Raw genomic sequence first — 16,255 nt, forward strand, 5'->3', positions numbered from 1 at the left:
TAGGAAAGGGCCGGGCCCGGCGTATCCACCGAAAGATCGATCCTCGCCTCGGCCCCGCGGGCTCCCGGACCCGTCCCCACAGGCGCGTGACGCTCCTCGAGGACTAGGCTTCTGCGCGGCGGCGCCGCACGGGCGTCCTGCGCCGCGCGATGCCGCGGCGCCCCGCCCAGAATGCCGACGAGGTCATGCCATGAAGCAGTTCACCCTCCCCCACACCGACATCACCGCCCCGAACGTCGTGCTCGGCCTGATGCGGATCGCCGAGAAGTCCGACGAGGAGATCCGCACCCTGGTCCGCACGGCCCGCGACGCCGGCATCGACTTCCTCGACCACGCCGACATCTACGGCGGGCAGAAGCACCGCTGCGAGGAGCGCTTCGCCGAGGCTCTCGCGCTCACCCCGTCGGAGCGCGACCAGGTCACCATCCAGACCAAGGCCGGGATCGTCACCGACGGCCCGTACTTCGACTACAGCTACGAGCACCTGGTCGAGTCGGTCGAGGGGTCGCTGAAGGCGCTGCGCACGGACCGCATCGACATCCTGCTGCTGCACCGCCCCGACGCCCTGGTCGAGCCGGAGGAGGTCGCGCGCGCGTTCGACGAGCTGCACGCGAGCGGCAAGGTGCGCCACTTCGGCGTCTCCAACCACACCCCGCGCCAGATCGAGCTGCTGCAGAAGCACCTGGATCAGCCGATCGTCGCGAACCAGCTGCAGCTGTCGATCACGCACTCGACGATCGTCGCGCAGGGGGTGGCCTCGAACATGCAGGGCACCGACCAGGCGCTGGTGCGCGACGGCGGCGGGATCCTCGACTTCTGCCGCCTGCACGACATCACGATCCAGGCCTGGTCCCCGTTCCAGGCGGGCTTCTTCGACGGGGTCTTCCTCGGCCATCCGGAGCATGCCGAGCTCAATGCCGTCATCGACCGCCTGGCCGCGAAGTACGACGTGGCCCCCGAGGGCATCGCCACCGCATGGATCACCCGCCACCCCGCGCAGATGCAGGTCGTGCTCGGCACCACCACCCCGCAGCGCGTCGCGGACTCCGCCGCCGGCTCCGAGGTGCCGCTGACCCGCGCCGAGTGGTACGAGCTGTTCCGCGCGGCCGGGTGGATCGTGCCCTGAGCCGAGCCCGCGGCGGCTCCCCGCGCCGCCGTCGAGGGGGAGAAGTCCCCGGGCACGGGCAGGCGATGACGGGCATCGCATGGCAACGGATACCGCTGCGTCACCCCACCGGGGAGAATGGCCGGGATTCATTCTGTCCACCCAGGTGCCGCAGCGGAGCGGCGAGGAGGCACCGCTCATGGCGCAGCGTCGCATCGGTCTGATCGGCTACGGGGACGTCTCCGTCGTCCACATCGGGGCGATCGAGGCGATCGAAGGGCTCGAGCTCGTCGGGATCGCGGACGTCGACCCCGCCGCGCGGGAGCGCGCCGCCGCGGACACCGGACTGCCGACCTTCGCGAGCGCCGAGGAGCTGATCGACGCCCTCGGCCCCGACGCCGTGCACGTCACCACGCCGCACGACCAGCACGTCGGCCCCTCCCTCGCCGCGCTCGAGCGAGGGGTGCACGTGCTCCAGGAGAAGCCGCTCGCGCACACGCTCGCCGAGGGCGAGCGACTGGTCGAGGCGCTGGCCGCAGTCTCCGCCCCGCGGGCCGACGGCGGTGCGGGCGCGCCGAAGGTCGCGATCTGCTTCCAGAACCGCTACAACCGCGGCAGCCAGGAGCTGCACCGGCTGCTGGCGAGCGGGGACCTCGGCGCGGTCCGCGGCGCCTATGCGTCGGTGGTCTGGTCGCGCACGGCGGAGTACTACGCGGCCAAGCCGTGGCGCGGCCGCTGGGAGACCGCGGGCGGCGGGCTGCTGATCAACCAGGCGATCCACACCCTCGACCTCGTGCAGTGGCTGCTGGGCCCGGTCGAGCGGACCGAGGGCCTGGTCTCGCAGAAGAAGTTCGCGGGCGTCGTCGAGACCGAGGACACCACCGACCTCGTGCTCCATCACGCCTCCGGCACCACCACCACCTTCTACGCGACGCTCACCGCGCCGGTCGCCCGGCCGGTCGAGCTCGAGGTCGAGACCGACAACGCCTACCTCGAGGTCCGCTCCGGCAGCGTCGGCGGGCTCACCGTGCGCTGGAAGGACGGCCGGGTGGACAGCTTCTCCGACCGGGTCGCGACCGCGGGAGGCCGCTCCTACTGGGGCGTCTCCCACGAGGAGCTGATCCGCGACTTCTACGCGGGACTGGACTCCGAGGGGCCGTTCTGGATCGGACCCGCCGAGGCGATGGACTCACTGCGGATCCTCAAGGCCGCCTACCGCAACTCCGGCGTCGGGAACTGAGCCGCCCGGCCCGGCGGCGGACGCACCCGGGCCGTCGGCCGCCGGACCATCGGCTGCCGGCCCGTCGGCACGAAGGGGCCCCCAGCAGCACGCCGCGACGACTGTCGTCGCACCGTGCCGCTGGAGGCCCCTTTCTGCAGATGCCCGCGTCGCACCGGCTGCACGGGCCGGTGAACAGGTCAGGCGATCGGGCGCCTCAGATGATCGGGCGGCCCTCCTTGCGGGCCTCGCGCACGTCCTTGGCGAAGCCGCGGGTAATCGTGACGAGGATCCCGAGCACGAGCACGGGCCACATGAGCACGTAGGCGGTCAGCAGAGCGGTCATGGTTCTCTCCTTCGGGGAGCGGGGCCGACGCACGGCCGGCAGGGACGAGGGGCGGGGCGGCCCCGTCGAGGCGGGGCCGCCCGCGGCACCGGGGCCGGCAGGACCGACACGTCCGGCGGGCAGAGCAGCCGACGGGTCAGAGCGGCCGACGGGTCAGCGGGCGGGGCCGCGGCCCGCGACGCGATCGTCGTCGGCGAGGTCCTCGAGGTCGGAGGCGGGCGTCTCCTCGTCGAAGTCCCCGGTGACCCTGCGGATCACCGAGAAGTCGAAGTCCTTCGAGGAGCGGACGCTGAGCCCCCAGCACACCAGGAACGAGACGGCGTAGGCGACGAGCGATCCCGAGAGGGTCTCGTAGTCACGCAGGTATCCGGACCCGAAGGGCAGCACCGCGATGGTCGCCGTCGCGCCGATCACGATCGCGGCGCGCAGCCCGAAGAAGCCGAACGCCATGATCCCCAGCACCACGCCCACGCCGACGATCGCCAGCAGCTCGACCACCAGCGCCCAGACGCCCTCGAGCGGGAGGAGCTCGAAGCGCACCGGCAGGAACACCACGAGCGCGGCGATCACGGAGAGGGTGAAGGCGCGGTTGGTGACCTTCTTCCAGTAGAAGGAGGCGATCACCGGGAACACGAGGCAGCCCCACAGGGCACCCACGAACACCAGCAGGTCCAGGATGTTGAAGCGAGCGGTGGCGAAGTAGAGCGCGAGGCCCGTCGCGACGATCATCGTGATCCGACCGATGAGCAGCATGAGCTTCGGGTCGACGTTCTTCCGGCCGACGGACTGGCCGTAGACGTCGGTCATCACGATCGAGCTCAGCGCCGCGAGGTCGGAGTCCGCGGTGGAGGACAGCGAGCCGATGATCATGACGAAGGCGAGCGCGACCAGGGCGACGGGCAGGTAGGTGCCCACCATCTGCGGCATCAGGTTGTTCACGTCGCCGCCCATGGGCTCCACGCCCAGGTACAGCGCCATCACGCCGAGCATGCCCACGCCGATCACGGTCGCGCCGTAGCCGATGGTCGCGGTGACGAAGGTGGGCTTGATCAGGTCCTCGCGCACGGCGAAGAGGCGCTGGGCGATGGTCTGGTTGCCGATCGCGTAGGCGAGCACCGCGGCGATGTAAGGGGCGCCCTGGTTCATGAAGGCGTCGGAGGAGAAGAAGCTCTCCTGCTGCGGGGTGACGTTCCCGGCCGCGACCCCCTCGGCGAACATCGAGGGCCCGCCGGCGAGGAAGAACACCGCCGGGATGATCACGACGGCCGCGCCGAGCATCGCCATGACCTGAGTGAAGTCGGTCAGGACGGAGGCGCGGAAGCCGGACCACAGCGTGTACAGCAGCACGCCGCCGGCGATGATGAGGATGCCCGCCCCGAAGCTGAGCGGGGAGAGCATCGAGATGATCGCGCCGCCGGCGATGAAGTTCGAGGTCAGCGAGATGACGGAGCCGAGCACGTTGGAGCCGGCGAGCATCAGCTGCGAGGAGCGGCCGTGGCGGGCGTACATCACCTCGGCGAGGGTGTGGGCTCGCGGGGCGACCTTCCGGATCCGCTTGCCGAAGGGGTAGATGAACAGGATCATCAGCGCGCCCCAGAGCCCGTAGTGGATGGGGCCGGAGACGCCGTAGGTGTATCCGGCGGTCACCGAGGCGTACATCGAGGACGCCCAGATCCAGGTGGCCGTCATGGAGGCGGCGGAGACGCCGAAGCCGATGCGGTTGCCGGCGGTCATGTAGTCGTCGGCGTTCTCCTGCTTGCGGGAGATCGCCACGGACATCCACATCGTGCCCCCGTAGAACAGGAGCAGGAGCAGGGCGATCCCGATGATCCCGAGCTGGATGATCTCGCCTGAGGGAGCGGGCGGCATGGACTTCCTCTCGTCGCGGTGGACCGGTCACGTGCGGCCGGTCCCCCGCGCCGCGGGGCGCGTCGGGCCAGACGGGGCCCCTCGCGGGGCCGACCGGCGATCGACCCCGTCGCGGATCGCGTCGAATCTCGCCCGGGCGAGGCCTCGCCTCAGCGCCGCATGGGGCGCGCCCTGACGGCGGGGACGGGTGGGCCCTCCCGGGCCGCTACCCCGCCCTCGATCACGCGTGGAGTCGCATAGATACTCGCACAACCCTCAGGGGATTGCCAGGCAGTCGATAACGGGCGAGTAACTTTTGCAGGTCACGCGCGATTGCCGATTGTCGGACATTCAAAGCGGAGCGATCGGGACACCAGGGCTACATGCGTCGCATACAGATGCAGATGAGTCGTCCCCGCCGGCGGACGCGGCGTCGGGCCGCCCACCGTGCGTCCTACCCTCGATGCCATGACGCGAATCGGCATCGTGACCACCTCCCCCGGCGCCTTCACCTCCGCCGATCCCGACCGCGACTGCGCCCCGCTGGTCACCGCGCTGCGCGACCGCGGCGTCGAGGCGGCGTCGCTGGACTGGCATGACGCGTCGGTCGACTGGGCCTCCTGGGACCTCGTCGTGCTCCGCAGCCCCTGGGACTACGCCCAGCACCCCGCCGAGTTCGCGGCCTGGCTGGAGCGCGCGGAGGCGCAGACCCGGGTGCTGAACGAGCCGGAGCTGGTCCGCTGGAACATGGACAAGCACTATCTCCTCGAGCTCGAGGCGGCGGGGATCCCCGTGATCCCCACCAGCTACCACCGCTCGCTCGACTCCGTCCGCGAGGCGCTCGCGGCGCCGACGCAGGCCGCTCACGTGGTCGTGAAGCCCGCCGTCGGCGCGGGATCGCAGCGCACGGGCCTGTTCACGCGCGAGGACCCCGCCGCGCTCGCCCTCGCTCGGCAGATCCTCGACACGGGCGGGACCGTCATGCTGCAGCCCGAGGTGCCCGAGCTCTCCGACGGGCTGGAGAAGGCGGTCTACACCCTCGACGGCCGCTTCACCCACGCAGTCGCCAAGGGCGCGCTGCTCGCCCGCGGCGGTGGGCTGCGCGGCGGCCAGTATCAGGAGAACCCCCAGCTGGTCGGCGCCTCGGCCGACGAGCAGGCCTTCGCCGAGCGGGTGCTCGCGGCGGTCGCCGACGTGACCGGGCTCGGCACGCCGCTGTACGGACGGATCGACCTGGTCGACTCCGCCGAGCACGGGCGGGTGCTGATCGAGGCGGAGCTGTTCGAGCCGACCTACAACCTGCACCTCGCCCCGGAGGTGACGGAGCTCTTCGCCGACGCCATCCTGGGGCGGGTCCGAGCCAGGGAGCCCGAGCGCTCCCTCTGAGCGCTCACAGGGACGCCCCTCCCGCGCGAGGGGCAGGCGCCGCGAACAGACCCCCTCCCTCAGCGGTCCCGTTCCGCCGGACGCCCGCCAGGATCGGTCAGCTCCCCGCCGGCGCCGGCATCCCCTGCCGCGGCCGCGGCAGGCCGAGATGGTCGCGCAGAGTCGTCCCCTCGTACTCGCGGCGGAACCGCCCACGCCGCTGCAGCACCGGCACCACCTGGTCGACGAACTCCTCGATGCCGCCCGGCAGGGTGGGAGGCATGAGGTTGAAGCCGTCGGCCGCTCCTGCGTCGACCCAGCGCTCGATCTCGTCGGCCACCTGCTCCGGAGTGCCGATCACGGTCCCGTGACCGCCACCGGCGGCGAGGAGCCCCAGCAGCTCGCGGACGGTCGGGCGGGCGGTCTCGACGATGCGAAGCACGGTGGCGTAGCGGCCCTTCGGCCCGGTGAACTCCTCCAGCGGCGGCAGCGGCGGGACCGGGGCGTCGAGCTCCCAGTCCGACGTGTCCTGGCCGACGAAGAAGGAGAGCTGGCGCAGCGAGTCCTGCACGGGCAGCAGGGCGTCGAGCTCGGCCTTGCGGCGTCGTGCCTCCTGCTCGGTCGAGGCGACGTAGGGGACCAGCCCCGGCATGACCGAGATGGCATCGGGGTCGCGCCCGAGCACTGCGGCGCGAGCGCGGATGTCGCTGCGGTAGTCGCGGGCGGAGGCGAGGTCCCAGGCCACGGCGTAGACCCCCTCGGCGTGACGGGCGGCGAGCGCGCGCCCTGGCTCGGAGGCGCCGGCCTGGAAGAGGACCGGTCGTCCCTGCGGCGGGGTCGGCACGTTGAGGGGGCCGTCGACCACGAACTCCTCGCCGCGATGGTGCGGGGGACGCAGGAGCGCGGGGTCGACGTAGGCGCCGTCCGGGTCGGCGAGGATGCTGTCCATCGGCCAGGACGCCCACAGCCCCTGGAGCACCTCGAGGAACTCCCCCGCCGTGGCGTAGCGCTGCGTATGACCCGGCAGGGCGGTCATGGAGTGGTTGCGGGCCTCCTCGTCGGTCATCGAGGTGACGACGTTGACTCCGGCCCGGCCGCGGGAGATGTGGTCCAGGCTCGCCAGCAGCCGGGCAGCGTGGAACGGATCCCAGAAGGTGCTGGAGACCGTCGTGACCAGCCCGATCCGCTCCGTGGCACGGGCCATCGCGGTGAGCACGGTGAGCGGCTCGAGCATCCAGACGGGGCCGCTCTCGACGCCGGCCGTGCCGATCGACTGGCCGTCGGCGAGGAAGACCGCATCCAGCCGGCCCCGCTCCGCGAGCCGGGCGAGCTCCTCCCAGTACGTGATGTCCGCGAGGCGCGCCACCGAGGAGCCGGGCGCGCGCCAGGCCGCGGAGTGGTGGCCGCAGGCATGGGCGAAGAGGTTCAGCCGCACCGGGCGGCGGGCGGCGCCGGTCACGGTTGCATGGGCGTGGGCGGCCATCAGTCCATCACCAGCCCGCCGTCGACGACGAGGTTCTGCCCGGTGATCGCCCGTGCCCAGGGCGAGGCGAGGAGTAGCACGGCGTCGGCGAGCTCGGCGGGCGTGGTCACAGAGCGCAGCGGGGTGCTCGCGGCGATCGCGTCGAACACCGCCTCCGGGGTCGCGGAGCTCGCGTCGGTGGTGCGCAGCAGGCCGCCGCTGACCATGTTCACCGTGATGCCGCGGGGGCCGAGGTCGGCGGCGAAGGTGCGGGTCAGGGCCAGCAGCGCCGCCTTCGCCGCGGTGTAATCGTGGTAGGGCACGACGGGGTGCTGGAGGAGGTTGGTGCCGATGTTGACGACGCGTCCCGAGCCGGCGCGGTCGAAGCCGGGCAGGGCGGACTGGATCGTGTGCAGCGCGCCCTGCACAGCGCCGGAGAACTGTCCCGCGAAGGCCTCGTAGCCAATCTCGTGCGCCTTCGCACGGGCGTCCCCGTCGAAGGAGAAGCCGTTCAGCGCGTTGTTCACGACGGTGTCGACGGGGTCGCCGAACTCGGCCTCGGCCTGGGAGAACAGGGCCTGGACCTGGTCGCGCTCGCGCACGTCGGCGCGCACGGCGATCGCCCGGCCGGGGTGCGCGTCGGCGATCTCCCGGGCTGCGGCCTCGCTGGTGAGGTGGTCGATGACGACCCGGGCGCCTTCACGCAGGAACGCCTCGGTGAGGGCCCGGCCGAGGCCGCGGGCGCCCCCGGTGACGAGCACGATCTGCGTCGAGAGCGGCGGGGCGGTGCGGGAGGCGGGAAGGGAGGAAGTGACGGTCATGGCCGTGCGGTCCTTTCAGGGCATGCGAGCACGCCCGCCGCCGAGCGGGAGGGACGCGTCGCGGTCGGAGCAGGGCCGCATCGGGGCGCGGCGCTGCGCGGGAGGCGACACGAGGACCGGGAGAGGGGATGACGACGTGCAGGGCGACGGCATGCAGGGCACCGGCGTGCTGGTCCGCGACCAGAACGACCCTGGCCTGCAGGACCGTGGCCTGCAGGGCGACAGCGCACAGCGCATCGACGACATCCCTCCGCGAGCATGAACTCGATCAGGTTCTCCGGGTGTGTTCTCAGCCCCTGGCAGGGCACCCCGTGTCTGTCGGCGACTCTAACCGCAGGCACCGCACGGCGACGGATGCGTCTCACCGGCGGCGTCGCGTCGGCCGTGACGACGCGCGAGCCGCTGGTCTCCCAGGCCGGGGGCTCCTCGGTACCGGCGAGCGCCCAGGCGGTCTGACGGGCGGCGCCGAGGGCGACGAACTCCCCGTCGGGCGCGGTCACCCGGCCCCTCGCCCCGAGGTGACCGAGCCCTTCGTCGACGCGAACCTCGCGCGGGTGCAGCGGGCGAGGTGTGGCCGGCCGGCGGTGCGGTCATCCACATCCCTGGAGCGACATCGCCCCCGCGACGTACCCTTGATGCATGACCGAGGAAACCGCTGCTCTGCTCCGCGACGTGCTCGCACTCGATGCCGATCAGCGCGCGGTCGTCGCGAACGCACTGCTCAAGAGCCTCCACGGCTCCGAAGAGGCGAGCGACCTCGACGACGCATGGCGCGCGGAGGTCGAGCGGAGATTGGACGACGTGCGGAGTGACGCTGTCGAGCTGGTGGACGCCGACGAGCACTACTCCCGCCTGCGCACCTCCATCACTCGGTGACCCTCCACCAGCTCGAGCATCCGGAGGCTGCTGCCGAGTTCGACGCCGCGGTGCACTGGTACGAGGAGCAGAGCCCCGGAGCGGGCCACACGCTCATCGATCACGCTGTGGAGGCGCGGGCCAGAATCGCCGAGTGGCCGGAGTCCGGCGTTCCTGTCATGACTGTCGACGACGGCACGGTCTTCCGGATGCGATCAGTCCGCGACTTCCCGTTGCGCATCGTCTACGTCGTCGACCCGACCGTGATCCACATCCTGGCGTACGCGCACGAGCGACGGGAACCCGGGTACTGGCTCACCCGACTGAGCAGCTGAGCGTCGCCCGACCCCAGGTCTCTCCGGAATCACCGTTCAGGACGCCGGGGCGTTCCCGCGGGAACGCCTCCGCGCCCTCAGCTCCAGTCCGCGGTGCGCTCCTTCAGCTCCCGGTACGCCTCCAGCACCTGCGGCGTCGCGTCGGCCGTGACGACGCTAGAGCCGCTGATCTCCCAGGCCGGGGGCTCCTCGGTGCCGGCGAGCGCCCAGGCGGCCTGACGCGCGGCGCCGAGTGCGACGTACTCCCCGTCGGGCGCGATCGTGACCTCGCGGCCGAAGATCGCGGGAGCGAGCTGCTGGACGGCGCGGGAGCGGGCGCCGCCGCCGATCAGGGTGATGCGGCGGGCGGCCGTGCCGGTGCGCTCCTCGAGGGAGGTGATGCCGTCGGCCAGCGAGCACAGCAGCCCCTCGACGTAGGCGCGGGCCACGTCCTCGCGGGTGGTGGAGCTGCTCATGCCGGTCAGGGTTGCGCGGGCGTGGGGACGGTTCGGGGTGCGCTCCCCGTCGAAGTAGGGCAGCAGGGTCACGCCGCGCGCGCCGGGCTCGGAGGCGAGCGCCAGCTCGGCCATCTCCTCGTGGCTGACGCCGAGCAGGGCGCGGCCGGCCTCGAGGATGCGGGAGGCGTTGATGGTGGTGGTCATCGGCAGGAAGCGGCCTGTCGCGTCGGCGAACCCGGTCACCGTCCCAGAGGCGTCGCCGGGCCTGGTATCGCTGACCATCGCGCACACGCCGGAGGTGCCGATCGAGACGGAGACGTCGCCGGGGCCCAGCGACAGGCCGAGCGCGGCGCCCATGTTGTCGCCGGTGCCGGCCGCGATCGCGGCTCCCGAGACAGTGCGGGCCATGACCTCGTTCGGGGCCTCGGGCAGGCGCGGCAGGTCGAGGCTCTTCCCGAGCGCGGCCTCGACGAGCTCGGGCTTCCATGCCTCCTCGCGGGTGGAGTAGTAGCCGGTGCCGGAGGCATCGCCGCGATCGGTGAACGGGGCGGTGCCCTTCTCGGCGAGGTGGAGGGAGACAAAGTCGTGCGGGAGCAGCACGCTCACGGCTCGCTGCGCATTCTCGGGCTCCTCGTCGCGCACCCAGCGCAGCTTGGACGCGGTGAAGGAGGCGACCATGAGGCTGCCGATCTCCTCGACGCTCGCCTGCGCTCCGCCCATCTCCTCGATCAGCGCGGTCGCGGCGTCGGCGGAGCGGGTGTCGTTCCACAGCAGCGCATCACGCACCACCTCGCCCGCCCCGTCGAGCAGCACCATGCCGTGCTGCTGGCCGCCGACGGCGAGGGCGTCGGCCCGCTCGAGCAGAGGGCCGGCGGCCTCGTCGACCGCGTCGAGCCACGCGCGGGGGTCGACCTCCGTGCCGTCGGGATGGGAGGCACGGCGCTCCTCGAGCACCTGCCCGGTCTCGGCGTCGACGAGCAGGGCCTTCGTGGACTGGGTGGAGGAGTCGATGCCGAGGACAGGCGGGGCCATGAGGGGTCCTTTGCGAGGTGGGCGGAGCGCGGGGCGAAGTCGCGGGGTGGGGCCGACGAGCGGCGATGCCCCACGACCCCACCCTGCGGGCTACCGGGAAGTCATGTGCACCAGAGTTCCAGATGTGGAACCCCAGTGCACATAACCCGCGGGTAACCCGGAGGCAGGCGTCAGGCGCGGAAGCCGAGGAGGTGCTGCATGGCCAGCTGCTGCAGGCGCACGAAGCCGTAGTTCCGCTCCCCTGCCGCATCGGCGTCGAAGTCCTCGAAGGTGGAGCGATCCGCGAGCAGGTCCTCGAGGGTCTCGCCCTCGCCGAGGGTGGGCTGGGCGAGCTCCTCGATGCCGGAGTAGGCCATGGCCTCCTGCACCTCGGAGTCCTGGCGGAACGCGATCGCGCGCTCCTTGAGCATCAGGTACATCTCCATGTTCGCGGCCGCGGAGTCGTACTGACCCTGCTCGTGCTCGGTGCGGGAGGGCTTGAAGTCGAAGTGGCGGGCGCCCTCGTAGGCGCCGGGCTTCGAGGGGAAGCCGTTCTCGAGCAGGTCCACGGTGAAGAAGGCGCTGATCAGGTCCCCGTGGCCGAACACGAGGTCCTGGTCGTACATCGGCCCGTGCTGGCCGTTGAGGTCGATGTGGAAGAGCTTGTCGCTCCACAGCGCCTGGGCGAGGCCGTGGGTGTAGTTCAGGGTCGCCATCTGCTCGTGGCCGGTCTCGGGGTTGATGCCGACGATGTCGCCGTGCTCGAGCTGCTCGATGAAGGCCAGCGCGTGGCCGACGGTGGGCAGGAAGATGTTGCCGCGGGGCTCGTTGGGCTTGGGCTCGAGGCCGATGCGCAGGTCGTAGCCCTTGTCCTTGATGTAGCCGGCGACGGTGTCGAGGCCCTCGCGGTAGCGCTCGAGCGCGGCGTGGAGGTCCTTGGAGCCGTCGTACTCGGAGCCCTCGCGCCCGCCCCACATCACGAAGGTGCTCGCGCCCAGCTCGGCGGCGAGGTCGACGTTGGCGAGCACCTTGCGCAGGCCGAAGCGGCGCACGGAGCGGTCGTTGGAGGTGAAGGCGCCGTCCTTGAAGACGGGGTGGGCGAAGGTGTCGGTGGTGACCATCTCGATCACCAGGCCGGTCTCCTCGGTGACGGACTTGAGCTGGTCGATGATCCGCGAGCGCTCCTCGGGGGTGGCGTCGAAGGGGATCACGTCGTTGTCGTGGAAGGTGAAGCCCCAGGCGCCGAGCTCGGCGAGGCGGTGGGTGTGGGCGGTCAGCTCGAGCGGCGGACGGGTGGCGGAGCCGAACTGGTCCTGCGCCTGCCAGCCCGTGGTCCACAGGCCGAAGGAGAACTTGTCGTCACGGGTGGGGGTGGGTGCGGTCATGGGGTGCTCCTCGGTGGTGGTCGACGGCATCGTCGGGGGTGCTGCGCGCGGCGGCGGTCCGCCATGGCGGGGGGCACCCCTCTCCTTAGTAAGTTTCCGTTACTAATCTACTCATGGGAAGCTGTCCTGCACAAGCCGGGGAGCCGACGAACCCCGAACGCCGACGACGGCGACGAGCACGGACGAGCACGAGAGGACGGACGCGATGCAGTCCACCCACCTGCGCGAGCACAACCTCTCCGCCGTGCTGCGCGCCCTGCAGACCGCCCCCTCCCCCACCTCCCGCGCGGGCCTCGCGACGCTCACGCAGCTCACCAAACCCACCGTCTCCAAGCTCGTCGAGGAGCTGATCGGCGCGGGCCTGGTCACCGAGGGCGAGCCGATCGCCGCGGGCGCCGGGCGGCCGATGGTGCCGCTGCGCACCGCCTCCGGCACCCTGCTCGCGATCGGGCTCGAGATCGCCGCGGACCATATCTCCTGCCTCGGCATCGACCTCACCGGCTCCGAGCTCGCGCGCCGCACCACCTACCACCGGGTCGCCGAGGGCACGGCCGAGGACGCACTGGCGCTGGCCGCGCAGCTCGTCCACGAGGTGCGGGAGGAGGCGCCGGAGCTGCCGGTGGTCGGCGTGACCGCCGCGATCCCGGGACGCCTCTCCCCGAGGACGGCCGGATCCTCTCCGCCCCGGGCCTGGACTGGGCGGACGTCCCCGTCGTCGCTCGCCTGCGGGATCTGCTGGCGCCCGCGGCCTGGCCCGTCGGCGCCCAGAACGACAACCGCCTCTCGGTTCTCACCGAGATCGACCGCCGCCCCGGCGAGTCGTTCCTCTACGTGCGCGGCTCGACGGGCGTCGGCGGCGCGGTGGTGCTGGACGGCGCGATCCTCGAGGGCGCGCACGGCTGGGCCGGCGAGTTCGGGCACACGGTCGTCGCGCCCGATGGGCGGCAGTGCCGCTGCGGGCGGCGCGGCTGCCTCGAGGCCTACATCTCCTACCTCTCGCTGGTGCGCCAGGCCGGCCTCTCCGACGAGGTGCGGATCGAGGACCTCGTCGAGGAGCTCGCGCGCAGCTCGAGCCGCGTCGAGGTGATCGGGGTGATCGGCCGCTCGCTCGGCCTCGCGATCGCCAACGCCCTGAACGTGCTGGACCTGTCCACCGTGGTGCTCTCCGGCTATCTCGCACCGATCGCGGAGGAGATCACCCCGGTGGTGCAGGAGACCGTGGACCGCCACGCCCTGGCCGCCGAGGCCGGCCCCGTCGCGATCGAGCGGGCCGACGGTCTCGCGGACCCCGCGCTGCACGGCGCGGCGCGCGCGGCGCTGCAGCCGGTGTTCGATGCGCCGGGGAGCTGGATCGAGAAGGAGCGCTGAGCCCGCACCTCAGCCCTGCTCGGCCCGGCCGGGTTTCGGCGGCCCCGCCGTGGTTCCCCGCACCACCAGGCGGGTGCGCAGCTCGAAGGGGTGGGCGAAGCGGCGCGGATCGTCGAGCAGGGCGAGCAGTCGTTCGACCGCGACCTGCCCCATCTCGAACAGCGGCTGGCTGATGGCGGTGAGCTGCGGCTGGGTCCAGCGGGTGATCATTGTGTCGTCGAAGCCGATGATGCTGAGCTGCGCCGGGATCTCGAGGCCATGGGCGCGGGCGGCGCGCATCGCGCCGTGGGCGAGGTTGTCGGAGGCCGCGAAGAGCGCCGTCGGCGGGTCGGGCAGGGCGAGCATCCGCGCCGCGCCCTCCTCGCCGAGCTCCGCGCTGAAGTCTCCGCCGTGGACGAGCTGCTCGTCGACGGGGATGCCGGCGGCGGCGAGCGCGCTGCGATAGCCCTCGGCGCGCTGGCGGCCGGGTACCGAACCGGCGGGGCCGTTGAGAAGGCCGATCCGGCGATGCCCGAGGTCTAGCAGGTGCTGGACGGCGCTGCGGCCGCCCTCCCAGTTGGTGGCGGAGACGGCGAGGAGCCCGTCGACCTCGTCCTCGCGCAGGATCGGGTCGATCACGATCAGCGGCAGGTTCAGGCTCCGGCTCCAGCGCACGTGGCGGGAGTCGATCGGGGCGGTGAGGGCGACGATGCCCTCGACCCCGTCGCCGGCGGCCTGCGCCATCCAGGCCCGGGAGAGCCCCTGCTTCTCGGAGCTGATCACGAGCAGGTCCGCGCCGGCGCCTCGCGCAGCGGACTCCGCCCCGGCCAGAACCCCCATCACATAGGGGCTGTCGGCGACCTCGAGATGGAGGGCGATGCGGCGCCTGCCCTGCGCACGGCGCGGGCGCAACGCATAGCCGAGGGATTGCGCGGCATCGGCCACCCGTTCGGCGGTGGAGGCGCTGACCGTGCCGCGGCCGTTCATCGCCTTGGACGCCGTCGCGAGGGACACCCCGGCCGCCTCTGCCACCTGCGCGAGCGTGACCTGCCCGCGCGACCTCCGTGTGCTCCCCATGGTGCACATATTACTACCGCGATAGAAACTTTCTGCCGTCCGCGTCACGCCCGCCCGTCGACCCCGGCGGTCGGCGGCCATCACCGCCCCGAGCCGGCAGGGGGACGCGCCATGGCACACACCGTCGCCCGCGGATCTCCGCGTACATCCGTATACCACCAGGTCGCAAAGCATCTCTGCCGACCCATGTCTCGATCCGGCCACCCTGTTGACCCACACCATCCCGATTGGTAAATTGCGCTTACTTACCGGCGGCGCCCCCATGGCCCCCGCCGAGCACGACCCCGTCAACGTCGACACCAGGAGCAGGTCATGCGAAACATTTCACTCACCCGTCGGGGCATGCTCGGCGCGACCGCCGGGCTCTCCGCCCTCACCCTCGGCGCCTGCGGCACCTCCGGACCCGGCGGCGCCGGCGGCGGCGGAGGCGGCGACAGCGCCTCCTACTGGGCCCTGTCCGGCGAGCCCAACGAGACGATCTACGGCGATGCCGTGGATGCCTTCAACGAGGGCGACCAGGGATCGGTCGAGGTCACGTTCTTCCAGAACGACGCCTACAAGCAGAAGATCCGCACCGCGATCGGCGCGGGTGAGGCGCCGACGATCATCTACGGCTGGGGCGGCGGCGGTCTGCGCACGTACGCCGAGGAGTCGCAGGTCCTGGACGTCACCGCCTGGCTGGACGAGGAGGCGGACTACAAGAACCGATTCGTCGAGTCCGTCTGGGACGCCGCGACGGTGGACGACAAGATCTACGCCCTCCCCCAGGGCGCCACTCAGCCCATCATCCTGTTCCACAACAAGAAGGTGCTCGGCGACATCGGCGCCGAGGCGCCGGAGACCTGGGAGGACCTCCTGGGCGTGGTCGAGAAGGCGAAGTCCGCCGGCATCGCGCCGATCTCGCTCGCCGGGCAGTCGAGGTGGACCTCGATGATGTGGCTCGAGTACCTCCTGGACCGCGTCGGCGGCCCCGAGGTCTTCGCGAAGATCGCCGCCGGCGACAAGGAGGCGTGGCTCGACGACGCCGTCCTCGCGATGGGCGAGAAGGTCCACGAGCTGCTCGAGATCAAGGCCTTCGCCGACGGCTTCGAGTCCATGGCCGCCGACTCCAACACGGACCAGGCCCTGCTCTGGACCGACCAGGCCGCCCTCATGCTCCACGGCGGCTGGACCTTCGGCAGCATGAAGGCCAGCGGCGGGGAGTTCGTACCGAGCGGCAATCTGGGCTTCGGCCCGTTCCCCACGATCGAGGGCGGTGCCGGCGAGCTGAAGAACCTGGTCGGCAACCCCTGCAACTACCTCTCGCTCTCCTCGGCGGCGGACGACACGTCCGTCGAGGTGGCCAAGGCGTTCCTCAAGGACGGGGCGATGTCCGACCAGGTCGCCTCCGACCTCATCGCCTCCGGCTCGGTCCCCGTGATCGTCGGCCAGGACGAGGCCCTCGCCGCGAGCGAGGACGCCGAGTACCTCCAGTGGGTCTACTCCTCGATCCAGGAGGCCCCCGCCTTCACGCAGTCCTGGGACCAGGCCCTTCAGCCCACTGACGCCGAGACTCTGCTGGTGAACACCGAGCAGCTCTTCCTCGGCGCGATTACCGCCGAGCAGTTCGCCGAGAACATGAGCACCGGCAAGGGGGCCTGAG

General features: G+C 71.8%; 15 protein-coding genes, 1 pseudogene and 1 riboswitch. Of the genes and pseudogenes, 9 read left to right on the forward strand and 7 right to left on the reverse strand.

All coding sequences use genetic code 11. The annotated features are described in order from the left end of the window. Positions 1-190: 190 nt before the first annotated feature. Entirely contained in the window at positions 191-1,126 is a 936-nt protein-coding gene (locus tag RBL05_RS09515) for an aldo/keto reductase (protein ID WP_308739707.1), read from the forward strand. Between the two features lie 178 nt (positions 1,127-1,304). Next, positions 1,305-2,345, forward strand: coding sequence for a Gfo/Idh/MocA family protein (locus RBL05_RS09520; protein WP_308739706.1), 1,041 nt, complete (start codon positions 1,305-1,307; stop codon positions 2,343-2,345). A 196-nt stretch (positions 2,346-2,541) separates the two neighbouring features. Here RBL05_RS09520 and RBL05_RS09525 read toward each other — a convergent pair whose 3' ends face one another. Beyond that, a complete protein-coding gene (locus RBL05_RS09525; protein WP_263309959.1) occupies positions 2,542-2,670 on the reverse strand; it encodes a putative transporter small subunit in 129 nt (42 codons plus the stop codon). A 153-nt stretch (positions 2,671-2,823) separates the two neighbouring features. Further along, the gene (locus tag RBL05_RS09530; protein ID WP_308739705.1) at positions 2,824-4,539 is read right to left on the reverse strand and encodes a sodium:solute symporter family protein; all 1,716 of its coding nucleotides are present in this window, start codon (positions 4,537-4,539) and stop codon (positions 2,824-2,826) included. A gap of 447 nt (positions 4,540-4,986) precedes the next feature. On the opposite strand from RBL05_RS09530, the gene RBL05_RS09535 reads away from it, so the two are divergent. Continuing rightward, a complete protein-coding gene (locus RBL05_RS09535) occupies positions 4,987-5,904 on the forward strand; it encodes an ATP-grasp domain-containing protein (RefSeq protein ID WP_308739704.1) in 918 nt (305 codons plus the stop codon). 97 nt (positions 5,905-6,001) lie between these two features. On the opposite strand, the gene RBL05_RS09540 is transcribed toward RBL05_RS09535, so the two are convergent. Both RBL05_RS09540 and RBL05_RS09545 read right to left on the reverse strand, forming a co-directional pair. After that, on the reverse strand, positions 6,002-7,366 hold the full coding sequence (locus tag RBL05_RS09540; protein WP_308739703.1) for an LLM class flavin-dependent oxidoreductase: 1,365 nt from the start codon (positions 7,364-7,366) through the stop codon (positions 6,002-6,004). Then, positions 7,366-8,166: a 3-oxoacyl-ACP reductase gene (locus RBL05_RS09545; protein WP_308739702.1), complete on the reverse strand. Its 801-nt coding sequence runs from the start codon at positions 8,164-8,166 to the stop codon at positions 7,366-7,368. The genes RBL05_RS09540 and RBL05_RS09545 overlap by 1 nt, the downstream gene beginning before the upstream one ends. Positions 8,167-8,302: 136 nt before the next feature. Here RBL05_RS09545 and RBL05_RS09550 point away from each other — a divergent pair, with 136 nt between their 5' ends. From RBL05_RS09550 to RBL05_RS09560, 3 genes are all read left to right on the forward strand, one after another. Beyond that, the gene (locus RBL05_RS09550; RefSeq protein ID WP_270408160.1) at positions 8,303-8,428 is read left to right on the forward strand and encodes a hypothetical protein; all 126 of its coding nucleotides are present in this window, start codon (positions 8,303-8,305) and stop codon (positions 8,426-8,428) included. Next, a riboswitch (TPP riboswitch) is annotated at positions 8,395-8,488 on the reverse strand. (Overlaps the previous gene by 34 nt.) A gap of 317 nt (positions 8,489-8,805) precedes the next feature. After that, complete coding sequence (locus RBL05_RS09555) at positions 8,806-9,042, forward strand: addiction module protein (protein ID WP_270408159.1); 237 nt, start codon at positions 8,806-8,808, stop codon at positions 9,040-9,042. After that, complete coding sequence (locus tag RBL05_RS09560) at positions 9,039-9,356, forward strand: type II toxin-antitoxin system RelE/ParE family toxin (RefSeq protein WP_270408158.1); 318 nt, start codon at positions 9,039-9,041, stop codon at positions 9,354-9,356. Before RBL05_RS09555 ends, RBL05_RS09560 begins: the two co-directional genes overlap by 4 nt. Before the next feature lie 77 nt (positions 9,357-9,433). Here RBL05_RS09560 and xylB read toward each other — a convergent pair whose 3' ends face one another. Together xylB and xylA are read right to left on the reverse strand one after the other, a co-directional pair. Next, positions 9,434-10,825 (reverse strand): xylulokinase, encoded by a 1,392-nt coding sequence (gene xylB, locus RBL05_RS09565; protein ID WP_308739701.1) that lies wholly within the window; start codon positions 10,823-10,825, stop codon positions 9,434-9,436. A 170-nt stretch (positions 10,826-10,995) separates the two neighbouring features. Continuing rightward, positions 10,996-12,189, reverse strand: a complete 1,194-nt coding sequence (xylA, locus tag RBL05_RS09570; protein WP_308739700.1) for a xylose isomerase — start codon at positions 12,187-12,189, stop codon at positions 10,996-10,998. A 205-nt stretch (positions 12,190-12,394) separates the two neighbouring features. Between xylA and RBL05_RS09575 the strand changes: the two are divergent. Beyond that, positions 12,395-12,499, forward strand: a pseudogene (locus tag RBL05_RS09575) (hypothetical protein); the annotation flags it as partial. A 380-nt stretch (positions 12,500-12,879) separates the two neighbouring features. Next, the gene (locus RBL05_RS09580) at positions 12,880-13,557 is read left to right on the forward strand and encodes an ROK family protein (protein ID WP_318604315.1); all 678 of its coding nucleotides are present in this window, start codon (positions 12,880-12,882) and stop codon (positions 13,555-13,557) included. Positions 13,558-13,566: 9 nt separating this feature from the next. Here RBL05_RS09580 and RBL05_RS09585 read toward each other — a convergent pair whose 3' ends face one another. After that, on the reverse strand, positions 13,567-14,613 hold the full coding sequence (locus RBL05_RS09585; RefSeq protein ID WP_308739698.1) for a LacI family DNA-binding transcriptional regulator: 1,047 nt from the start codon (positions 14,611-14,613) through the stop codon (positions 13,567-13,569). A 312-nt stretch (positions 14,614-14,925) separates the two neighbouring features. Here RBL05_RS09585 and RBL05_RS09590 point away from each other — a divergent pair, with 312 nt between their 5' ends. Continuing rightward, positions 14,926-16,254, forward strand: coding sequence for an extracellular solute-binding protein (locus RBL05_RS09590; RefSeq protein WP_318603612.1), 1,329 nt, complete (start codon positions 14,926-14,928; stop codon positions 16,252-16,254). Position 16,255: the final 1 nt, after the last annotated feature.

It is taken from the genome of Brachybacterium sp. GU-2, from assembly GCF_030866705.2.
Lineage (GTDB): Bacteria > Actinomycetota > Actinomycetes > Actinomycetales > Dermabacteraceae > Brachybacterium > Brachybacterium conglomeratum.